Annotated in this window: 17 protein-coding genes; 10 read left to right on the top strand and 7 right to left on the bottom strand. The window is 64.7% G+C overall.

The window, feature by feature from the left end:
• The first annotated feature begins 392 nt into the window (after positions 1-392).
• From B4M43_RS08385 to B4M43_RS08360, 6 genes are all read left to right on the top strand, one after another.
• Positions 393-1,529, top strand: coding sequence for a branched-chain amino acid ABC transporter substrate-binding protein (locus B4M43_RS08385; protein WP_296265993.1), 1,137 nt, complete (start codon positions 393-395; stop codon positions 1,527-1,529).
• A gap of 154 nt (positions 1,530-1,683) precedes the next feature.
• Entirely contained in the window at positions 1,684-2,598 is a 915-nt protein-coding gene (locus B4M43_RS08380; RefSeq protein ID WP_296265990.1) for an ABC transporter permease subunit, read from the top strand.
• Between the two features lie 2 nt (positions 2,599-2,600).
• Complete coding sequence (livM, locus tag B4M43_RS08375; RefSeq protein WP_296265989.1) at positions 2,601-3,890, top strand: high-affinity branched-chain amino acid ABC transporter permease LivM; 1,290 nt, start codon at positions 2,601-2,603, stop codon at positions 3,888-3,890.
• On the top strand, positions 3,887-4,762 hold the full coding sequence (locus B4M43_RS08370; protein ID WP_296265987.1) for an ATP-binding cassette domain-containing protein: 876 nt from the start codon (positions 3,887-3,889) through the stop codon (positions 4,760-4,762). The genes livM and B4M43_RS08370 overlap by 4 nt, the downstream gene beginning before the upstream one ends.
• Positions 4,759-5,475 (top strand): ABC transporter ATP-binding protein, encoded by a 717-nt coding sequence (locus B4M43_RS08365; RefSeq protein ID WP_296265986.1) that lies wholly within the window; start codon positions 4,759-4,761, stop codon positions 5,473-5,475. The genes B4M43_RS08370 and B4M43_RS08365 overlap by 4 nt, the downstream gene beginning before the upstream one ends.
• 567 nt (positions 5,476-6,042) lie before the next feature.
• Positions 6,043-6,810, top strand: a complete 768-nt coding sequence (locus B4M43_RS08360; protein WP_296265985.1) for an SDR family NAD(P)-dependent oxidoreductase — start codon at positions 6,043-6,045, stop codon at positions 6,808-6,810.
• Positions 6,811-6,953: 143 nt separating this feature from the next.
• Here B4M43_RS08360 and B4M43_RS08355 read toward each other — a convergent pair whose 3' ends face one another.
• The 4 genes from B4M43_RS08355 to B4M43_RS08340 all read right to left on the bottom strand — a co-directional run bounded on the left by B4M43_RS08355 (position 6,954) and on the right by B4M43_RS08340 (position 9,719).
• Positions 6,954-7,238, bottom strand: a complete 285-nt coding sequence (locus B4M43_RS08355) for a hypothetical protein (RefSeq protein WP_296265983.1) — start codon at positions 7,236-7,238, stop codon at positions 6,954-6,956.
• Positions 7,239-7,338: 100 nt separating this feature from the next.
• The gene (locus B4M43_RS08350) at positions 7,339-8,448 is read right to left on the bottom strand and encodes an AGE family epimerase/isomerase (protein WP_296265981.1); all 1,110 of its coding nucleotides are present in this window, start codon (positions 8,446-8,448) and stop codon (positions 7,339-7,341) included.
• A gap of 78 nt (positions 8,449-8,526) precedes the next feature.
• Positions 8,527-9,159, bottom strand: coding sequence for a TetR family transcriptional regulator (locus B4M43_RS08345; protein WP_296265980.1), 633 nt, complete (start codon positions 9,157-9,159; stop codon positions 8,527-8,529).
• Positions 9,160-9,353: 194 nt separating this feature from the next.
• Positions 9,354-9,719: a hypothetical protein gene (locus B4M43_RS08340; RefSeq protein WP_296265978.1), complete on the bottom strand. Its 366-nt coding sequence runs from the start codon at positions 9,717-9,719 to the stop codon at positions 9,354-9,356.
• Between the two features lie 339 nt (positions 9,720-10,058).
• Here B4M43_RS08340 and B4M43_RS08335 point away from each other — a divergent pair, with 339 nt between their 5' ends.
• Positions 10,059-12,122: an AsmA family protein gene (locus tag B4M43_RS08335; protein WP_296265976.1), complete on the top strand. Its 2,064-nt coding sequence runs from the start codon at positions 10,059-10,061 to the stop codon at positions 12,120-12,122.
• A 499-nt stretch (positions 12,123-12,621) separates the two neighbouring features.
• Here B4M43_RS08335 and B4M43_RS08330 read toward each other — a convergent pair whose 3' ends face one another.
• Together B4M43_RS08330 and osmE are read right to left on the bottom strand one after the other, a co-directional pair.
• Positions 12,622-13,152, bottom strand: a complete 531-nt coding sequence (locus tag B4M43_RS08330) for a ferritin-like domain-containing protein (protein WP_296265974.1) — start codon at positions 13,150-13,152, stop codon at positions 12,622-12,624.
• A 51-nt stretch (positions 13,153-13,203) separates the two neighbouring features.
• Positions 13,204-13,545: an osmotically-inducible lipoprotein OsmE gene (gene osmE / locus B4M43_RS08325; RefSeq protein WP_296265972.1), complete on the bottom strand. Its 342-nt coding sequence runs from the start codon at positions 13,543-13,545 to the stop codon at positions 13,204-13,206.
• 228 nt (positions 13,546-13,773) lie between these two features.
• Here osmE and B4M43_RS08320 point away from each other — a divergent pair, with 228 nt between their 5' ends.
• Both B4M43_RS08320 and B4M43_RS08315 read left to right on the top strand, forming a co-directional pair.
• Positions 13,774-14,028 (top strand): PsiF family protein, encoded by a 255-nt coding sequence (locus B4M43_RS08320; RefSeq protein WP_414707833.1) that lies wholly within the window; start codon positions 13,774-13,776, stop codon positions 14,026-14,028.
• A 365-nt stretch (positions 14,029-14,393) separates the two neighbouring features.
• Complete coding sequence (locus B4M43_RS08315) at positions 14,394-15,401, top strand: AI-2E family transporter (RefSeq protein ID WP_296265969.1); 1,008 nt, start codon at positions 14,394-14,396, stop codon at positions 15,399-15,401.
• Positions 15,402-15,443: 42 nt separating this feature from the next.
• On the opposite strand, the gene B4M43_RS08310 is transcribed toward B4M43_RS08315, so the two are convergent.
• Positions 15,444-15,863 (bottom strand): polyribonucleotide nucleotidyltransferase, encoded by a 420-nt coding sequence (locus B4M43_RS08310; protein ID WP_296265967.1) that lies wholly within the window; start codon positions 15,861-15,863, stop codon positions 15,444-15,446.
• 82 nt (positions 15,864-15,945) lie between these two features.
• Here B4M43_RS08310 and hrpB point away from each other — a divergent pair, with 82 nt between their 5' ends.
• Positions 15,946-18,465, top strand: a complete 2,520-nt coding sequence (hrpB, locus tag B4M43_RS08305; protein WP_296265965.1) for an ATP-dependent helicase HrpB — start codon at positions 15,946-15,948, stop codon at positions 18,463-18,465.
• Positions 18,466-18,514: the final 49 nt, after the last annotated feature.

The following is an 18,514-nucleotide window of genomic DNA, read 5'->3' as shown; positions in this document are numbered from 1 at the left end:
TTGTGCCAGTGTTTGCCGCCCAAGCGGCATTTCCTGGTGACACCGGTCTGGGCACACGCACCGCATTTCGCGTGGAAACAGTGCCCTGCGTAGCAATCGCGCACCGATGATGTGCAGTTCGGTGACGTCGTTTGTTACAGCGAAGTCGTTTGCAGGCAACGAGCGGGGTTGCACCGCGCAGGGGGCGTGGTGGCGCCCGATGCGCTGACGGGTGGCGCTTTGCCTTGTCTAGACGGTGGCGCTGCCAAGCCTCTCGTGACCGGCAGACCGCCGTAGAGCGTTGAAGGAGGGCACCTACGGCAAAGTCAGAGTGATGGCACGGCCCTTGCTCTGCGCAAAGGGTAGCGAAGTCCAAGTGCTGACCAATAAAAAAACCCTAGGAGCACCACCTCATGTCGCAGACGTTTTACAAGAAAGGTTTCCTGGCTATGGCCATCGCCATGGCCCTGGGTGTTTCTTCGTATGTACAAGCCGACGTCAAGATCGGTGTCGCAGGGCCGATGACCGGTGCCAACGCAGCGTTCGGCGAGCAATACATGAAAGGTGCGCAAGCGGCCGCCGACAAGATCAACGCCGCGGGCGGCGTCAACGGCGAGAAGATCGTGCTGGTCAAGGGCGACGACGCCTGCGAACCCAAGCAGGCCGTCTCGGTGGCCAACCGCCTGGTGGACCAGGACAAGGTGATCGGCGTGGTCGGGCACTTCTGTTCGTCCAATACCATTCCGGCCTCTGAGGTGTACGACGAAGCCGGCGTGATCGCCATCACGCCCGGTTCGACCAACCCGCAAGTCACCGAGCGCGGCCTGAGCGGCATGTTCCGCATGTGCGGACGTGACGACCAACAGGGCGTGGTCGCCGGCAACTACATCGTCGATGTGCTCAAGGGCAAGAAGGTGGTGGTGCTGCACGACAAGGACACCTACGGCCAGGGCCTGGCGGACGCGACCAAGGCGCAGCTGCAGAAGCGCGGCGTCGAGCCGGTCCTGTACGAGGGCCTGACCCGTGGCGAAAAAGACTTCAGCGCCGTGGTCACCAAGATCCGCTCCACCGGTGCCGACGTCGTCTACTTCGGCGGCCTGCACCCCGAAGCCGGGCCCCTGGTACGGCAGATGCGCGAGCAGGGCCTCAAGGACGTGAAGTTCATGTCCGACGACGGCATCGTCACCGACGAACTGGTCGCCACGGCAGGCGGCGCCCAGTACGTCGATGGCGTGTACATGACCTTCGGCGCCGATCCGCGCCTGCTGCCCGACAGCAAGGCGGTGGTCGACGAGTTCCGCAAGGGCGGCACCGAGCCTGAAGGCTACACCCTGTATGCCTACGCCTCGCTGCAAGCGCTGGCGGCCGCCTTCAACGGTGCCAAGTCGAACGAGGGCGAAGCCGCCGCCAAGTGGCTCAAGGCCAACCCGGTGCAGACCGTCATGGGCGAGAAGAAATGGGACCAGAAGGGCGACCTGACCGTCTCCGACTACGTGGTCTACCAGTGGGACAAAGACGGCAAGTACCACCAGCTGGACAAACAACAATAACCATGGCCGAGGCCTGGGCGCTCGCCCGGGCCATCGCCCCAGCGTCACCTGTCTCTACTCGGAGATACGTGCGCGGCCGGGGCGCGAGGGCCGTGTCGTCGCTGCCCCCGCGTGCCTGGCGCGCGTGCGATCTCACCTACGCGAGATTGCGTTTATGGATGGTATTTTCCTGCAGCAACTGGTCAATGGCCTGACCCTCGGGTCGGTCTATGGCTTGATCGCCATCGGCTACACAATGGTCTATGGCATCATCGGCATGATCAACTTCGCGCACGGCGAGGTGTACATGATTTCCGCGTACCTCGCGGCGATCAGCCTGGCATTGCTGGCTTATTTCGGTATCGAATCGTTCCCGCTGCTGATGTTGGGCACCTTGTTGTTCACCATCGTGGTCACCGGCGTGTACGGTTTCACCATCGAACGCATCGCCTATCGCCCACTGCGCAACTCTACCCGTCTGGCCCCATTGATCAGCGCCATCGGCATTTCGCTGATCCTGCAGAACTACGCGCAGATCAGCCAGGGCGCCCGCCAGCAAGGCGTGCCGACCCTGCTCGAAGGCGCGATGCGCGTTGAGGTGGGGACGGGCTTCGTGCAACTGACCTACACCAAGATCTTCATTCTCGTCGCCGCGTTCGCCGGCATGGCCCTGCTCACCTACGTGATCAAGTACACAAAACTGGGGCGCATGTGCCGCGCCACCCAGCAGGATCGCAAGATGGCGTCGATCCTGGGCATCAACACCGACCGGGTGATTTCCTACGTGTTCGTCATCGGCGCGGTGATGGCCGCCCTGGCCGGAGTGTTGATCACCCTCAACTACGGCACCTTCGACTTCTACGCAGGCTTCATCATCGGCATCAAGGCCTTCACCGCCGCGGTGCTCGGCGGCATCGGCTCGCTGCCCGGCGCGATGCTGGGCGGGATCATCCTCGGGGTTTCGGAGTCGCTGTTCGCCGGCTTGATCAACTCCGACTACAAGGATGTGTTCAGCTTCTCGCTGCTGGTCCTGATCCTCATCTTCCGACCCCAGGGCCTGCTGGGTCGTCCGCTCGTGGCCAAGGTGTGAACATGTCTTCTGCCCATACTGCTTCTCCCGCGCTGGACATCAAGAAAAGCCTGATCGAAACCCTGGTCGCCGGCCTGCTAGCCCTGATCGTGTTCGGCCCCGTAGTGGGCGTGGTGCTCGACGGCTACAGCTTCAACGCCGAACCCACCCGTGTCGCCTGGTTGGTGGGCGCGGTGATGGTCGGTCGCTTCCTGCTCAGCCTGTACCTGCAGACCGCCCCCGGCCAACGCCTGCTGCAAAGCTTCGAAAGCAATGGCTCCGGGGTGCACGTGCGGCCGGTGGACTACAAGTCGCGGCTGCGCTACATCATCCCGGCGCTGGTGGTGATCGCCATCGTGTTCCCGATCTTCGCCAACAAGTACCTGTTGACCGTGGTCATCCTCGGCTTGATCTACGTGCTGCTGGGCCTTGGCCTGAACATCGTGGTGGGCCTGGCCGGGCTGCTCGACCTGGGCTATGTGGCCTTCTACGCCATCGGCGCCTATGGCCTGGCGCTGGGCTACCAGTACCTGGGCCTGGGCTTCTGGAGCGTGCTGCCGCTGGCGGCCATCGCTGCGGCGCTGGCCGGGTGCATCCTCGGCTTTCCGGTGTTGCGCATGCACGGCGACTACCTGGCCATCGTCACCCTGGGTTTCGGCGAGATCATTCGCCTGGTGCTGAACAACTGGCTGTCCTTCACCGGCGGCCCGAACGGCATGCCGGCGCCGTCGCCGACCTTCCTCGGCCTCGAGTTCGGCCGCCGGGCCAAGGACGGCGGGGTGCCGTTCCATGAGTTCTTCGGCATCGACTACAACCCCAACCTGAAATTCCTGTTCATCTACATCGTGCTGTTCCTGGTGGTGCTGGCCGTGTTGTACATCAAGCACCGCCTGACCCGCATGCCGGTGGGCCGCGCCTGGGAAGCGCTGCGCGAAGACGAGATCGCCTGCCGCTCGATGGGCCTGAATCACGTGCTGGTCAAGCTCTCGGCCTTCACCCTGGGCGCCTCCACGGCGGGCCTGGCGGGGGTGTTCTTCGCTACCTACCAAGGCTTCGTCAACCCGTCGTCGTTCACCTTCTTCGAGTCGGCGCTGATCCTCGCCATCGTGGTGCTGGGCGGCATGGGCTCGACGGTGGGCGTAGTGATCGCGGCCTTCGTGCTGACCGTGGCGCCGGAACTGCTGCGCAGCTTCTCCGAGTACCGGGTGCTGCTGTTCGGCGTGTTGATGGTGTTGATGATGATCTGGCGCCCGCGCGGGCTGATTCGGATCAGCCGCGCCGGCGTGCCGGTACGCAAGGGGGTAGCGCCATGAGCGATGAAGTCATTCTGTCGGTCGAACACCTGATGATGCAGTTCGGTGGCATCAAGGCGCTCAGCGACGTCAACCTGAAGGTCAAACGCAACCAGATCTTCGCCCTCATCGGCCCCAACGGTGCCGGCAAGACCACCGTGTTCAACTGCCTGACCGGTTTCTACAAGGCCACCGGCGGACGCATCGAGCTGAACGTGCGCGGTGCGCGCACCGATGTGATCCAGCTGCTCGGCGAGCGTTTCCGCGCCGCCGACTTCGTTTCCCCGGCGCGCTTCGGCAGCCGGCTGTACTACAAGATGTTCGGCGGCACCCACCTGGTCAACCGGGCGGGGTTGGCGCGCACCTTCCAGAACATTCGCCTGTTCCGGGAGATGTCGGTGGTGGAAAACCTGCTGGTGGCCCAGCACATGTGGGTCAACCGCAACCTGCTGGCCGGCGTGCTCAACACCCCCGGCTACCGCAAGGCCGAGAGCGACGCGCTGGACCATGCGTTCTACTGGCTGGAGGTGGTCGACCTGGTGGATTGCGCCAACCGCCTCGCCGGCGAGCTGTCGTACGGGCAGCAGCGCCGTCTGGAGATCGCCCGGGCGATGTGCACGCGGCCCAAGATCATCTGCCTGGACGAGCCGGCCGCCGGCCTCAACCCGCAGGAAACCGAAGCCTTGAGCCGCATGATCCGTGTGCTGCGCGACCAGCACGACATCACCGTGGTGCTCATCGAGCACGACATGGGCATGGTCATGAGCATTTCCGACCACATCGTGGTGCTCGACCACGGCAACGTGATCGCCGAGGGCACGCCACAGGCCATCCGCGACAACCCGACGGTGATCGCCGCCTACCTGGGTGCCGACGAAGAGGAACTGGTATGACCGCACCCATTCTCGAACTGCGCGACCTGAACGTGTTCTACGGCCCGATCCAGGCGCTCAAGGGCGTATCCATGCACATTGCCCCGGGCGAAACGGTGAGCCTGATCGGCGCCAACGGGGCCGGCAAGTCGACCTTGCTGATGTCGATCTTCGGCCAACCGCGGGCGGCCTCCGGGCAGATCCTCTACGAAGGCACCGACATCACCCGCAAGAGCTCGCACTACATCGCCTCCAACGGCATCGCCCAATCCCCGGAAGGGCGCCGGGTGTTCCCCGACATGACCGTCGAGGAGAACCTGATGATGGGCACCATCCCCATCGGCGACAAGCACGCCGACGAGGACATGCAGCGCATGTACGAGCTGTTCCCGCGCCTCAAGGAACGCCGCTCGCAGCGCGCCATGACCATGTCCGGGGGCGAGCAACAGATGCTCGCCATCGCTCGGGCGCTGATGAGCCGGCCGCGCCTGCTGCTGCTCGACGAGCCTTCGTTGGGGCTGGCGCCGATCGTGGTCAAGCAGATCTTCTCGACCTTGCGCGAGCTGGCGCAGACCGGCATGACGATCTTTCTGGTGGAGCAGAACGCCAACCATGCGCTGAAGCTGTCGGACCGCGCCTATGTGATGGTCAACGGACAAATTCGCATGACCGGCACCGGCGCCGAATTGCTGGCCAACGATGAAGTGCGCAACGCCTACCTGGGAGGGCACTGATCGGCCTGTGCGGCCGAATGTGGACAACTTGTCGCACCCTGGCCCCACAACGCCCGTCCCAAGCGTTGTGGGGCTTTTTGCTCACAGGGTGGGAAGTGTCCACCGATTGTGTGGAACCGCCTGTGGAAAACATGGTGGCATGTCGCTGAAAGCCTTGGTGAATAAGGGTTGTGGGGATTTGTGCGTTTTTTGATCAGTATTGCTTTAGTCTGCTTGTGCGAGTGTTTTGATTCTCATATGGCTAGGCGCTGGATGCTGCTGGAGGTTGTGGATAAAGCTGTGCAAAAGCTTTGCGCAGAATGCCACAGACGGCATTTCTACAAGGCTGGAGCGGTGGACGGGATTGTCGTTGCACAAGCCCGTGCTAAGCCCGTGCGCACAATTGCCCCCAATCCGTGGGGAAAGCCTTGTGGATAACGTGCGTATAGCTGGCCCGGCGCCAGGCGGCACGTGGCTTTGCGCAGTTTGGTCAATTTATGTACAGGGCAGGCCTGGCTTGCCGTGCCACGGCCTGGCGGGGCATGCTGCGCGACCGTTGAATGCCCTGATAGGCCAAGGAGAACTCCCATGACAGCCACCGTATTCATCACTGGCGCCACCTCCGGTTTCGGCGAAGCGACCGCCCGGCGCTTCGCGGCGGCCGGTTGGAAACTGGTCCTCACCGGCCGGCGCAAGGACCGCCTCGACGCCCTGTGCGCCGAGTTGTCCACAAGCACTGAGGTGGTCGGCCTGGTGGTCGATGTGCGCGATCGCGACGCCATGCGGGCGGCCATCGACAGCCTGCCGCCGAGCTTCGACACCTTGCAGGGCCTGGTCAACAACGCCGGTCTCGCACTGGGCGCGGACGCCGCACAGAACTGCGACCTCGACGACTGGGAAACCATGGTCGACACCAACATCAAGGGCCTGATGTTCACCACGCGCCTGCTGCTACCGCGGTTGATCGCCCATGGGCGTGGCGCTTCGATCCTCAACGTCGGCTCGGTGGCCGGCAACTATCCCTATCCGGGCAGCCACGTCTACGGCGGCACCAAGGCCTTCGTCGGGCAGTTCTCGCTGAGCCTGCGCTGCGACCTGCGCGGCACCGGCGTGCGGGTCAGCAACCTGGAGCCCGGCCTGTGCGAAAGCGAGTTCTCGCTGGTGCGCTTCGGCGGCGACCAGTCGCGCTACGACGCCACCTATGCCGGCGCCGAAGCGATCCAACCGACCGACATCGCCGACACCATCTTCTGGGTGCTCAACCAGCCGGCGCACATCAACGTCAACAGCCTGGAAGTGATGCCGGTCAGTCAGGACTGGGCGGGCTTCGCCATCGATCGTGGAGCCAAGGGCTGATCCCAGTCGGTCGAAAGCATGCAGGAGCGCTACCTGCCGCTCCTGTCGCCTGACTGGCCACGCCTGGAACTGACGGCATGTGGAGCAGGGGCCATGGGTCGAACATTGCTCGCATGAGCCTCTGTTTGGTCGCCTAGGTCGTTTTATGCCCCTGCAGTTTTTTCGCCTGGCAAAGACAGTCGCTCCATGTCGCGGAAGTTATCGCGACTGGCCAAAGCCCCTCGGTTCTGCATGAGATCGTTGACCACGTCGGCGAGGATCGCGTCTTCACGAGTGGGCTTACCCTGCACATAGCGCAACAGGCTCTCTAGGTAGCCAAGCTTCGTCGCGTGAACTGCCTTGTTCTTTTCAATTTTGGCCTTGTCTCGCTGAGCAGTGCTACTAGCAATCTCGTCCTGCAGGTGTTGTTCCAGCGATTCGATCGTCATGGTGCTTGACTCCTGTGATGAGCCCCGACCATAACAATCGATTCAAGGCAAAGAAACTGGCAAAAATGTCAGGTCCCCCGGCCCTGCAACAGGCTGCGTTTCAACCGATCCGCCGCAAGCCTTCCAGCGCCGTCGCCAAGTGATAGGGGGTGGTGGAGGGCATGTCGTGGCGGCTCACTGCGCCGTCGGCATTGCGGCATTCGTGCCAACCGCCGGCATGCAGGAATTCGGCTTCCAGAGCAGTCAACTGGCGCAACAGACGATCGTTCGCTTCGGGTCGCAAGGTCAGCGCACGCAGGTATTCGGCCTTGGCCCAGATGCGTTGGGTGGCGTCGAGCACACGGCCCTCGGGCGTCAGCGTCGCGACGACTGCCGTGCCTTGCACGCCATGGCGCTCGGCATAGGCGAAGGCGCGGTCGATGGCCTGGTGCAAGCCACCGCCGCGTAACAAGGGCGAAGTGTCGAGCAGGAAGAACCATTCGAACTGGTGGCCGGGTTCGAACCAGTTGTCCACAGCGCCCAGCGGTTTCTCCAGCATCACGCCGCAGGCAGGGTCGATGAACTGGCGCTGCAGGGCGTCGCACAGTGTCAGCAGGGCGCGCTGCACGGCTGCATCGTCGCGCACGGCCAGCACTTGCAGGAAGGCCTCGGCCAGGTGCATCAGGGGGTTCTGCAAAGGGCCGCTGCCCAGGCCGCTCCAATCCTCGCCCAGGTTAGCTTCGTACAGGCCATCGTCACGGCGGAAACGCGTTTCGATCTGCCTGAGCACTTCCTCCACCACTGCCAGCACACGCGGTTCGCGCACCTGGCCCCAGTAATGCGCGCAGGCGAACAGGATGAAGGCGTGGGTGTAGAGGTCCTTGCACCGGTCCAGGGGCTGGCCTTGCGCGTCGATGCTGTAGAACCAGCCGCTGTGCCCGGTATCGACGAAGTGGCGTTGCAGCGAGTCGAACAACGCCGCCGCGCGCTGCGCCGCATCGGGCCGTTGCAGGCGGCTGCTGAACAGGTACAGCTGGCGTGCGCAGGCCATGGCCCGGTAGCGCTTGACCGGCTCGGGCCGATGGTCGGCGGCCAGCGCCTCGAAGGGCAACGCCAGTTCGGCGTTCCAGCCCGGACCTTGCCAGAGCGGCACGATGCGATCGTCGAAATGCTGGCGCACGCGCGCCAGGCGCTGGGCCAACGCGGGCGGTGGAGGCGGGGTATGGGGCATGGCGGTGCTCGTCACGATCAGGCAGGGCGCCATGGTAGCAGATGTGCTCGCCGGGCTCGGCGGGCGGCCGCAGGAGGGTCAGTCGAAGGCGTTGACGCTGTGCCAGTGCCGGGCGCCGATGAAGATCAGGCGCAGTTGCTGGGCGATCTTTTCCTGGGCGGTGAAGGGTTCGGGGCTGTCGGGGTCGGGGCTGTCGATCAGCTCGGGCAGGGTGGCGAACACGGTCTTGACCACCAGGTCGGCCATCATCGCCAAGCCCGCGCTGTCCAGGTGCTGCCAGCGCGGCATGCGCGCCAGGTCCGTTGCCAGGTCCGAACTGATGCCCTGGCGCAGGCGGGCGATGGCCTGGCGCACGGCCTGGGAACCGCCGTACTGCTCGCGGGCGAGGAACAGGAACTGGGTGCGGTGGGCATTGACCACATCGAGAAAGATACGCACTGACGCGTCGGTGATACCGCCCAGCTCGAATTCGTTGTGCCGTACACGGCGGATGGTGTCGCGAAAGGTGGCCTCGACCTCGGCGACCAGAGCCAGGCCCAGGGCGTCCATATCGGGGAAGTGGCGATAGAAGCCAGTCGGCACGATGCCGGCGCTGCGTGCCACCTCGCGCAAGCTGATGCCACCGAAACCGCGCCCGCTCTGCATCAGCGCGCAGGCGGCATCGAGCAGGGCCTGACGGGTCTGGAGCTTCTGTTCGGCGCGCGGCAGCATGGGCGACATTCTTGGGAAGTACGGCAGCGCACTCTAGTGAAAAGCGGGAAGGGTGGTCAATCCGCGTGGGGCGTCGAGGCTGCGGTCAGAGGAGGACTGGGGAGGGGAGGCCAGGGCCTGCGAGGTTCGTTCGATGCAGGACCTGGGGTGGGAACAGGAACGAGTGGAAGCGGGGCGCGCGAGCACCGGCCGACTCAACTCACATGGCCCCGTTCGATCAAGCGATCGGAGCCACCTTCGGCGATGCGGTCGTCGCGTTCGATCAGGCGATCGGAGCCGCCTTCGGCGATGCGGTTGTCGCGTTCGATCAGGCGATCGGAGCCACCTTCGGCGATGCGGTTGTCGCGTTTGATCAGGCGATCGGAGCCGCCTTCGGCGATGCGGTTGTCGCGTTCGATCAGGCGATCGGAGCCACCCTCGGCGACCGGTTGCAGCGGCTTGAGAATCACTGCGTCGCTGGGATGGGCCTGGGCAGTCGGGCCTTGCTCATGAGCGGGCAACGCATAGGCCTGGGCAGCGAGGGCAGAGAGTAACAGGGTCAGCAACAGTGGATGTTTCATGGCGATGCGCTCCTTGGGGGCGCTGGACAGTGGGGATGTAGGCCATGCTACGCGCGCTGCCGGGAGAGACCATTTCATCAGGCTGATGGTGAATATCATTCGTTTTCATGGTTCGGAAAACGCCTTTCCTATCAAACGGTTGGCCAGGAAAACCGCCCCTGCGCAGCGCATCGTGGAGGCTTGGGCCGAGCGCGTTAATCGCGCCATAACCCCCAAGTGCCCGGAAAATTCTTCGCTATGCTGCGGGAAGGGATTAAACCCAGGCGGTTTTCATCAGTCCCACTAAACATCAGCTCATCCCGCCTGTTGCATGGCCCGACGTCAGGAGAAACCCCCGCAATGACGCGCCCGCTTCGAGTCCTCGTCTGGACGCTCGCCACTCTCTTGACCCTGCTGGCGATTCTCGTCGTGGTCATCGCCACCTTCGATTGGAACCGCGCCAAGCCGCTGCTCAACGAAAAAGTGTCCGAGGCCCTGCATCGACCTTTCGCCATCAATGGCAACCTGGCCGTGCACTGGCGCCGTTCGCCCGAGGAAGGCGGCTGGCGCGCCTGGGTGCCGTGGCCGCACTTCACCGCCGAAGACATCACCCTGGGCAACCCCGACTGGCTCAAGGAGCCGCAGATGGTCGGCCTGGAGCGCGTCGACTTCCGCCTCGCGCCCTTGCCGTTGATCGCCCAGACCATCAGCATCCCGCGCATCGACCTGGTCAAACCTACTGCCAGCCTGACGCGCTTGGCCGATGGCCGCGCCAACTGGAATTTCGATTTCGGGCCCAAGGACGAGAACGCCGAGCCGTCGAAGTGGGTGATGGACATCGGTGCCATCGGCTTCGACGAAGGCAACGTCAGTTTCGATGACGAAACCCTGAAGGCCAGCGTCAAGGTGCGCATCGACCCATTGGGCAAACCCATTCCCTACAGCGATATCGTCGGCAAGGCCCGTGCCGAGAAAACCGGTGCCGCCCAGGACTACGCCTTCGGCTTCAAGGCCGAGGGCCGTTACAAAGGCCAGGCGGTCGCCGCCACCGGCAAGATCGGCGGCCTGCTGGCCTTGCAGGATGCCAAACAGCCGTTTCCGGTCCAGGTCGACGCACGTGCCGCCGACACCCGCGTACGGGTAGCCGGCACCCTGACCGACCCGCGCAACCTTGGCGCACTGGACCTGCGTCTGCGCCTGTCGGGCCAAAGCCTGGGCAACCTCTATCCGCTGACCGGCGTCACCCTGCCCGACACGCCGCCGTACTCCACCGACGGTCGCCTGCAAGCCAACCTGCACGATGCCAAGGGTGCCTCGTTCAAGTACCAGGATTTCAACGGCAAGATCGGCGACAGCGACATCCACGGCGACCTGGCCTACGTCGCCAGCCAGCCGCGCCCCAAACTGTCGGGCAAGCTGGTGTCCAACCAATTGCTGTTCAAGGACCTGGCACCTCTGATCGGTGCCGACTCCAACACCGAGCAGAAAAAGCGCGGCGGCGCCAGCAAGCAGCCAAGCGACAAGGTGCTGCCGGTCGAGGAGTTCCGCACCGAGCGCTGGCGTGCGATGGATGCCGACGTCGAGTTCAGCGGCAAGCGCATCGTGCAGGCCGAAGAACTGCCGTTCACCGACCTGGGCGCCCATGTGGTGCTCGACGACGGCCTGCTGCAACTCAAGCCCCTGCGCTTCGGGGTGGCCGGCGGCAACCTCAGGGCCAACATCCGCCTGAACGGGCGCGACACGCCCATGCAGGGCCATGTGCAGATGACCGCGCGCGGTTTCAAGCTCAAGCAGCTGTTCCCCACTTTCGCGCCTATGCAGACCAGTTTCGGCGAGCTGAACGGCGACGCCGACCTGACCGGCCGGGGCAACTCGGTGTCTGCCCTGCTGGGGACGGCCAACGGCGACCTGCGCATGCTGATCAACGATGGCGCGATCAGCCGTAGCCTGATGGAAATCGCCGGGCTGAACGTAGGCAACTACATCGTCGACAAGCTGTTCGGCGACGAAGACGTGAAGATCAACTGCGCCGCAGCCGATGTGGGCATCAAGGACGGATTGGGCAGTACCCGAGTGTTCGTCTTCGATACCGAGAACGCGATCATCTATGTCGAAGGCACGGCCAACTTCGCCACCGAGCGCCTGGACCTGAAGGTCACGCCCGAATCCAAAGGCTTCCGTCTGTTCTCGCTGCGTTCGCCACTGTACGTACGCGGTGCGTTCGCCAAGCCCAGTGCCGGCGTGCAAGCCGTACCGCTGGCCTTGCGCGGTGCTGGCATGATCGCCTTGGGCGTGGCGGCCGGGCCGGCTGCCGGCCTGTTGGCGCTGATCGCGCCGGGCGACAACGAAGACAACCAGTGCAAGCCGCTGTTGCAGCAGATGCGCTCGGGCAAGGCGCCGGCTGCGGTCAAGGGCAAGAAGTAAGTGGGGCGGTTAAGCAGGTCGCTGGGGCTTGGCTCCGGCGTTCTGCATCGCCGCTTGAATCAAGCACAGGTAGGGGCCGGCGCTGCCGGCCATCGCGGCTGAAGCCGCTCCCACATGAGCCCGCATGAACGACGAAAGTTACCCTCATACAAAACTTTAGGAGGGGGCGGTTCGGCGTTCCGATTAGCCGCGATGGGCTGCAACGCAGCCCCTGACCCAGGCAGCGCCGGATCTCCAAGCAAGCCCCAAGATTCCGAAATCCCGCATACAAAAAAGGGCCGCATTAGCGGCCCCAATCCAAGTAGAGCCGAGTCTCCAAGCAAACCCTACTTGTAGGAGCGGCCGGTTCGGCGCTCCGATCAGTCGCGATGGGCTGCAACGCAGCCCCAACCCAGGCAGCGCCGAATCTCCAAGCAAGCCCCCAAGATTCCGAATTTCCGCATACGAAAAAAGGCCGCATCAGCGGCCCTTTTAGGTACGACGTGGAAACACCCGACGCTTACAGCCCTTCGAGCAGATCCGCCATGTCGTCGGCGTGCTCTTCTTCCTGGGCCAGGATGTCTTCGAAGATACGGCGGGTGGTCGGATCCTTGTCGCCGATGTACTGAATGATTTCACGGTAGCTTTCGACGGCGATGCGCTCGGCCACCAGGTCTTCCAGCACCATCTCTTTCAACGTGGCGCCAGCGACGTATTGAGCGTGGGAGTTCTTGCTCAGGTTGTCGGGGTTGAAGTCCGGCTCGCCGCCCAGCTGCACGATGCGCTCGGCCAGTTTGTCGGCGTGCTCGGACTCTTGCTGGGCATGTTCGAGGAACTCGTCGGCAGCGACGGAAGCTTTGATGCCGCTGGCCATGAAGTAGTGGCGCTTGTAGCGCAGCACACACACCAGTTCGGTCGCCAGCGAGCCGTTCAGCAGACGGATGATCTCTTCACGGTCGGCTTTGTAGTCCTGGGTCACCGGACCGTCTTCGACGTTCTGGCGGGCGCGTTGGCGCAGGGTTTGCACATCGGTCAGTTCGGCGTGGCTCATGCGTATCTCCAAAAAGCTCAGGAATAGGTTTCAGGTGAGGGGGTGAGAGGTTCAGGCGCCAGGTGTGTTGCGGCGTTCCTCTTCGCGTTGTTTGCAGGTCTTGAAGCCCTTGGCATCGACATGCCCGGTGGCGTCAAAACGCACGTAATAGGGTTGCTGATTACCGTCGCGGTTGAGGATGTAGTCGTTGCAGGTGCCGCCGTTGGGCAGGTCCACCACGGTCGATGGGCTGCCGCCGATGGCGATGACCTTCTGCATGGTCATACCGTCTTCGACCTGTTTGACCAGCGGCTCGTGACGGAAGGTGACATGGTCCACCGGGTTTTGCGGATGGCTGCTGCAGGCGGCCAGGGAAGCGCCAACCAGGAGAAGTGCCAAAGTGTGTTTGTACATGGGTCCTGCTCCGTGATGAGGTCTATGTGTGTTTGGAACCGCACGGCGCGACGGGAGTTCGATCGAAATAGTGGCCCTTTGGTCAAACCCTTTAGATACCAAGCGTTTGGGGAAGGTGTTGCAAATCTTGTCTACACTCATTCTCAGCACGCGCATCCACGCGCGGCCTTCAGGAGACTCGCCATGAATCGGACATTCGCCCCCCAAGCCCTTGCCATCTCCGCGCTGATGCTGGCCATGCTCGCCAGCGCGCCCAGCAACGCGGCGACCCCGCAGCAGGAGAAAATGAAAACCTGCAACGCCGACGCCACGGCCCAGTCGCTCACGGGCGACATGCGCAAGGCCTTCATGAGCAAATGCCTCAAGGTCAAACCGGCCACCCAGCAGGAGAAGATGAAGACCTGCAACGCCGACGCCAGCGCGCAGACGCTCAAGGGCGATGAGCGCAAGGCCTACATGAGCGATTGCCTGAAGAAGAAGTGAATGTCCGGTCGCGGTTCCGGTACTGAATATCGGTAGGGCGCCATTCGGTGCGGCCGTAGACGCTAGCCGCCCTATACCTTCGACGCAGTGCCGACCGCAGCGCGAATTGGCGGTCGTCGGTGCGTACCGGTGCCACTGCCTCTGAAACGCGCACACGCCACACTCTCGCGCTTGGATCGCCGACAAGCTTTGCAGGCTTTGCGCAGGTGCCTCTCTGCAACATCGACCCAGTACGTGCGCGCACTCGTCGCACATGTCGCCAGACCCCGCCACATGACTTTCGCCCCAGCGTCCGGTGCTCACTATGTTTGCGGCCAGAACGCTGGCAGACTGCGGGTCTTTCCGATGTCTGCCGTCGAGGCTGTATGACCTTCACCCCCCGCCAGATCACCATCGCCAGTTGGCTCATCGTCTTCGCCGGGCTGTTGCTGGCACTCCCTTTGAAACTGCTTCCCAGCCTGCTCGCCGGACTGCTCGTCTACGAACTGGTCAACATGCTCACCCCGCGTCTGCAACCGTTGCTCCCCGGTCGGCGCGCGCGCTGGCTGTCGGTGGCGCTGCTCGGCACGCTGGTGGTGCTGACCCTGTCGCTGCTGATCGCCGGCGCCTTCAGTTTCCTCTTGCACGAAGCGGAGAACCCCGGCGCGTCGCTGGACAAGTTCATGGCCCTGGTGGACCGCGCACGTAGCCAGTTGCCGCCCTTCATCGACAGCTACCTGCCGGCCAGCGCGGCCGAGTTCAAGGTGGCCATCGGCGATTGGCTCAAAGGCCACCTGAGCGAGCTGCAACTGGTCGGCAAGGGCATGGCGCACATGTTCGTGACCCTGCTGATCGGCATGATCCTGGGCGCCATCGTGGCTTTGCAGAGGCTGCCCGACATTTCCCGACGCAAGCCCCTGGCCGCTGCCCTGTTCGAGCGCCTGAGCCTGCTGGTGCAGGCGTTTCGCAACATCGTCTTCGCGCAGATCAAGATTTCCCTGCTCAACACCGCCTTCACCGGCATCTTCCTCGCCGTGGTGCTGCCGCTGTTCGGCGTGCACCTGCCGCTGACCAAGACGCTGATCGTGCTGACCTTCCTGCTCGGCCTGTTGCCGGTGATCGGCAACCTGATCTCCAACACGTTGATCACCATCGTCGGCCTGTCGCTGTCGATCTGGGTGGCGCTGGCGGCGTTGGGCTACCTGATCGTCATCCACAAGGTCGAGTACTTCCTCAACGCGCGCATCGTCGGCGGGCAGATTCGCGCCAAATCCTGGGAGCTGCTGCTGGCGATGCTGATCTGCGAAGCCGCGTTCGGCCTGCCGGGGGTGGTGGCCGGGCCGATCTACTACGCCTACCTCAAAAGCGAGTTGCGGCGCATCGAGCTGGTCTGAGCCGCAGGCGGGCGCTTGACTCAGCCAGCTCGGCCGGGTGGATCAGGCGGCGGGCACCAGGCCATAGGCGGCCAGTTGCTCGACGCTGCCGCGGTGCTCGACCAGGCGCGGGTCGTTCAACGGCAGGCGCTGGCCCAGCTCGCTTTCCAGGATTGCCTGGAGCTTGGCCCGATTGACCTTGCCGTCGGCTTCGACGGCCTGACGCAGTTTCTCCGGCGCCACCTGCGCGGTCTCGCCGTCTTTGTAATAGACCGCGCCCGTGGCGAAGTCGACGCCCAGGGCGATCAGGCCCGGAATCACATAGAACAGCAGGCCCACGGCATCCAGCGCCACGATGCCCGGATCGATTTTGCCGTCGATCTGGCCGCGCCGGTCCGGGTAGAACAGCGTGCCGCAAGCGGTCAACTGGGTCAGCAAGGTGGCGATCACAACACCACCGACGAAACGAGCACGAACGCGCATACACACCTCCAAATTCGAAAACCTTACCCCAGGCATAGGCCTTGGTTGGCCGTTATACTCGCTGGCCCGCCCGAGGACCACCATGATTTCGTTGCCCATCGACGCCGTACTGCCGGCACTGCGCCAAGCCCTCTCCGACCGCCACGAGGTGGTGCTCGAAGCGCCGCCCGGCGCTGGCAAGACCACCCGTGTGCCGCTGGCCCTGCTGCACGAGCCATGGCTGGCCGGGCAGAGCATCCTCATGCTCGAACCGCGCCGGCTGGCCGCCCGCGCCGCCGCCGAGCGCCTGGCCAGCGAACTGGGCGAACGGGTCGGGCAGACGGTCGGCTACCGCATCCGCCTCGACAGCAAGGTCGGCCCCGACACGCGCATCGAAGTGGTCACCGAGGGCATCCTCGCCCGCCGCCTGCAGGACGATCCGGCGCTCGAAGGCGTGGGGCTGGTGATCTTCGACGAATTCCACCTGCGCAACCTCGACGCCGACCTGGCCCTGGCGCTGACCCTCAACGGCCGCGAGATGCTGCGCGACGATCCGCCGCTCAAGGTGCTGCTGATGTCGGCCACCCTCGAAGGCGAGCGCTTGTCGCGCCTGCTCGACGACGCGCCCATCGTCACCAGCCAGGGCCGCATGTTCCCAGTGCAGACCCGCTGGGGCGCGCCGTTCCAGAGCGGCGAGTTCATCGAACCGCGCGCAGTCGCCACCTGTTTGCAGGCGTTGGACGAGCAGCCGGGCAGCGTGCTGGTGTTCCTGCCGGGCCAGGCCGAAATCCGCCGCGTCCACCAAGGGCTGGCCGAAGCCTTGGGCGAGCGCGCCGACATCCTGCTGTGCCCGCTGCACGGCGAACTGGACCTCGCCGCCCAGCGCGCTGCCATCGAACCGGCGCCCGCGGGCGTGCGCAAAGTGGTGCTGGCGACCAACATCGCCGAAACCAGCATCACCATCGAAGGCGTGCGCGTGGTGGTCGACGCCGGCCTGGAGCGGGTGCCGTGCTTCGACCCGCGCAGCGGCATGACCCGCCTGCTGACCCAGCGCATCGCCAAGGCCAGCGCCACCCAGCGCGCCGGCCGCGCCGGGCGCCTGGAGCCGGGGGTGTGCTACCGGCTGTGGTCCGAAGCGCAACACGAACAACTGGCCGCCTATGCCGCGCCGGAAATCCACCAGGCCGACCTCGCGGGGCTCGCCCTTCAGCTGGCGCGCTGGGGCGTGCGGCCCGACGACCTGCGCTGGCTCGACGCCCCCCCGGCCGCCGCCTTCGCCCAGGCCCGCGACCTGCTGCGGCGCCTCGGCGCGCTGAAGGCCGGCGGCGGCCTGACCCGCCATGGTCAGGACATGGCGCACCTGCCGGCCCACCCGCGCATCGCCCATCTACTGCTGCGCGGCCAGCATCTGGGCCTGAGCGCCCTGGCCTGCGACCTGGCCGCGCTGCTCGGCGAGCGCGACATCCAACGCGGCGCCGAGGGCGCGGACATCCACAGCCGCCTGGCCCTGCTCGGCGGCGAACAGCGCGCGCAACGCGGCGAGCAGGGCGGAGTGCAGCGCGCCCGGCAACTGGCGCGCCAGTACCGCAGCCAATTGCGCGGCACGCCTGGCACCCCAGTGCCCGACCCGCAGCACCCGCGCTGGGTCGGCGCGCTGCTGGCCTTCGCCTACCCCGACCGCATCGCCCAGCAACGCCGGCCCGGTGGCGGCGAGTACCGCCTGGCCAATGGCCGCGCCGCGCTGTTCGCCAACCCCGACGCGTTGATGAAACACCCTTGGCTGGTGATCGCTGACCTGGGTAGCCGGCAGGGGCAGCGTGAAGAGCGCATCTACCTGGCGGCCGATTTCGATCCGCAGTTGCTGGACGCTGTGTTGAGCGAGCAGGTCAGCCAGGTCGACGAGCTGGAGTGGGACGAGCGCGAAGGCGTGCTGCGCGCCGAGCGCCAGCGCAAGGTCGGCGAACTGGTGCTGTCGAGCGAGCCGCTGCGCGACCTCGACACCGCCACACGGGTGCAGGCGCTGATCAACTACGTGCGGCGCAAGGGCCTGGAGCTGTTGCCCTGGACCCCGGAACTGCGCCAGTGGCAGGCCCGCGTGGCGCTGCTGCGCAGCCTGGAGCCGGAAGAGGCACGCACCTGGCCGGACCTGAGCGACGCTGCCCTGCTGGCTACCCTGGAACACTGGCTGGCGCCTTACCTGGAGCGCGTCGGCCGGCTCAGCCATTTCGGCCAGCTCGACCTGTCCAGCATCCTGCGCAACCTGCTGCCCTGGCCCTTGCCGCAACAGCTCGACGCCCAGGCGCCACAGACCTTGCCGGTGCCTTCGGGCTCCAACATCCGCATCGATTACAGTGAGCAGCCGCCGGTACTGGCGGTGCGCTTGCAGGAACTGTTCGGCCTTGCCGACACCCCACGCATCGCCAACGGCCGCCAGGTACTCAAGCTGCACCTGCTGTCGCCGGCACGCCGACCGGTGCAGGTGACGCAGGACCTGGCCAACTTCTGGCGCACGACCTATGCCGAGGTGAAGAAGGATCTGAAGGGGCGGTATCCGAAGCATTACTGGCCGGACGATCCGTTGGTGGCGGAGGCGACGGCACGGGCGAAGCCGAGGAAGGGGTGACTAGGCTTGAGCTTTACCGAGGTCATTTGACGGCGTAAGTAGTCAAATC

Source organism: Pseudomonas sp. UBA6562 (assembly GCF_002434265.1).
GTDB lineage: Bacteria > Pseudomonadota > Gammaproteobacteria > Pseudomonadales > Pseudomonadaceae > Aquipseudomonas.
This window is presented reverse-complemented; position numbering and strand designations above follow the sequence as displayed.

Coding starts and splice junctions, on each gene's coding strand:
- B4M43_RS08385 (WP_296265993.1), top strand. CDS start 393: ATGTCGCAGACGTTTTACAAGAAAGGTTTCCTGGCTATGGCCATCGCC.
- B4M43_RS08380 (WP_296265990.1), top strand. CDS start 1,684: ATGGATGGTATTTTCCTGCAGCAACTGGTCAATGGCCTGACCCTCGGG.
- livM (WP_296265989.1), top strand. CDS start 2,601: ATGTCTTCTGCCCATACTGCTTCTCCCGCGCTGGACATCAAGAAAAGC.
- B4M43_RS08370 (WP_296265987.1), top strand. CDS start 3,887: ATGAGCGATGAAGTCATTCTGTCGGTCGAACACCTGATGATGCAGTTC.
- B4M43_RS08365 (WP_296265986.1), top strand. CDS start 4,759: ATGACCGCACCCATTCTCGAACTGCGCGACCTGAACGTGTTCTACGGC.
- B4M43_RS08360 (WP_296265985.1), top strand. CDS start 6,043: ATGACAGCCACCGTATTCATCACTGGCGCCACCTCCGGTTTCGGCGAA.
- B4M43_RS08355 (WP_296265983.1), bottom strand. CDS start 7,238: ATGACGATCGAATCGCTGGAACAACACCTGCAGGACGAGATTGCTAGT.
- B4M43_RS08350 (WP_296265981.1), bottom strand. CDS start 8,448: ATGCCCCATACCCCGCCTCCACCGCCCGCGTTGGCCCAGCGCCTGGCG.
- B4M43_RS08345 (WP_296265980.1), bottom strand. CDS start 9,159: ATGCTGCCGCGCGCCGAACAGAAGCTCCAGACCCGTCAGGCCCTGCTC.
- B4M43_RS08340 (WP_296265978.1), bottom strand. CDS start 9,719: ATGAAACATCCACTGTTGCTGACCCTGTTACTCTCTGCCCTCGCTGCC.
- B4M43_RS08335 (WP_296265976.1), top strand. CDS start 10,059: ATGACGCGCCCGCTTCGAGTCCTCGTCTGGACGCTCGCCACTCTCTTG.
- B4M43_RS08330 (WP_296265974.1), bottom strand. CDS start 13,152: ATGAGCCACGCCGAACTGACCGATGTGCAAACCCTGCGCCAACGCGCC.
- osmE (WP_296265972.1), bottom strand. CDS start 13,545: ATGTACAAACACACTTTGGCACTTCTCCTGGTTGGCGCTTCCCTGGCC.
- B4M43_RS08320 (WP_414707833.1), top strand. CDS start 13,774: ATGCTGGCCATGCTCGCCAGCGCGCCCAGCAACGCGGCGACCCCGCAG.
- B4M43_RS08315 (WP_296265969.1), top strand. CDS start 14,394: ATGACCTTCACCCCCCGCCAGATCACCATCGCCAGTTGGCTCATCGTC.
- B4M43_RS08310 (WP_296265967.1), bottom strand. CDS start 15,863: ATGCGCGTTCGTGCTCGTTTCGTCGGTGGTGTTGTGATCGCCACCTTG.
- hrpB (WP_296265965.1), top strand. CDS start 15,946: ATGATTTCGTTGCCCATCGACGCCGTACTGCCGGCACTGCGCCAAGCC.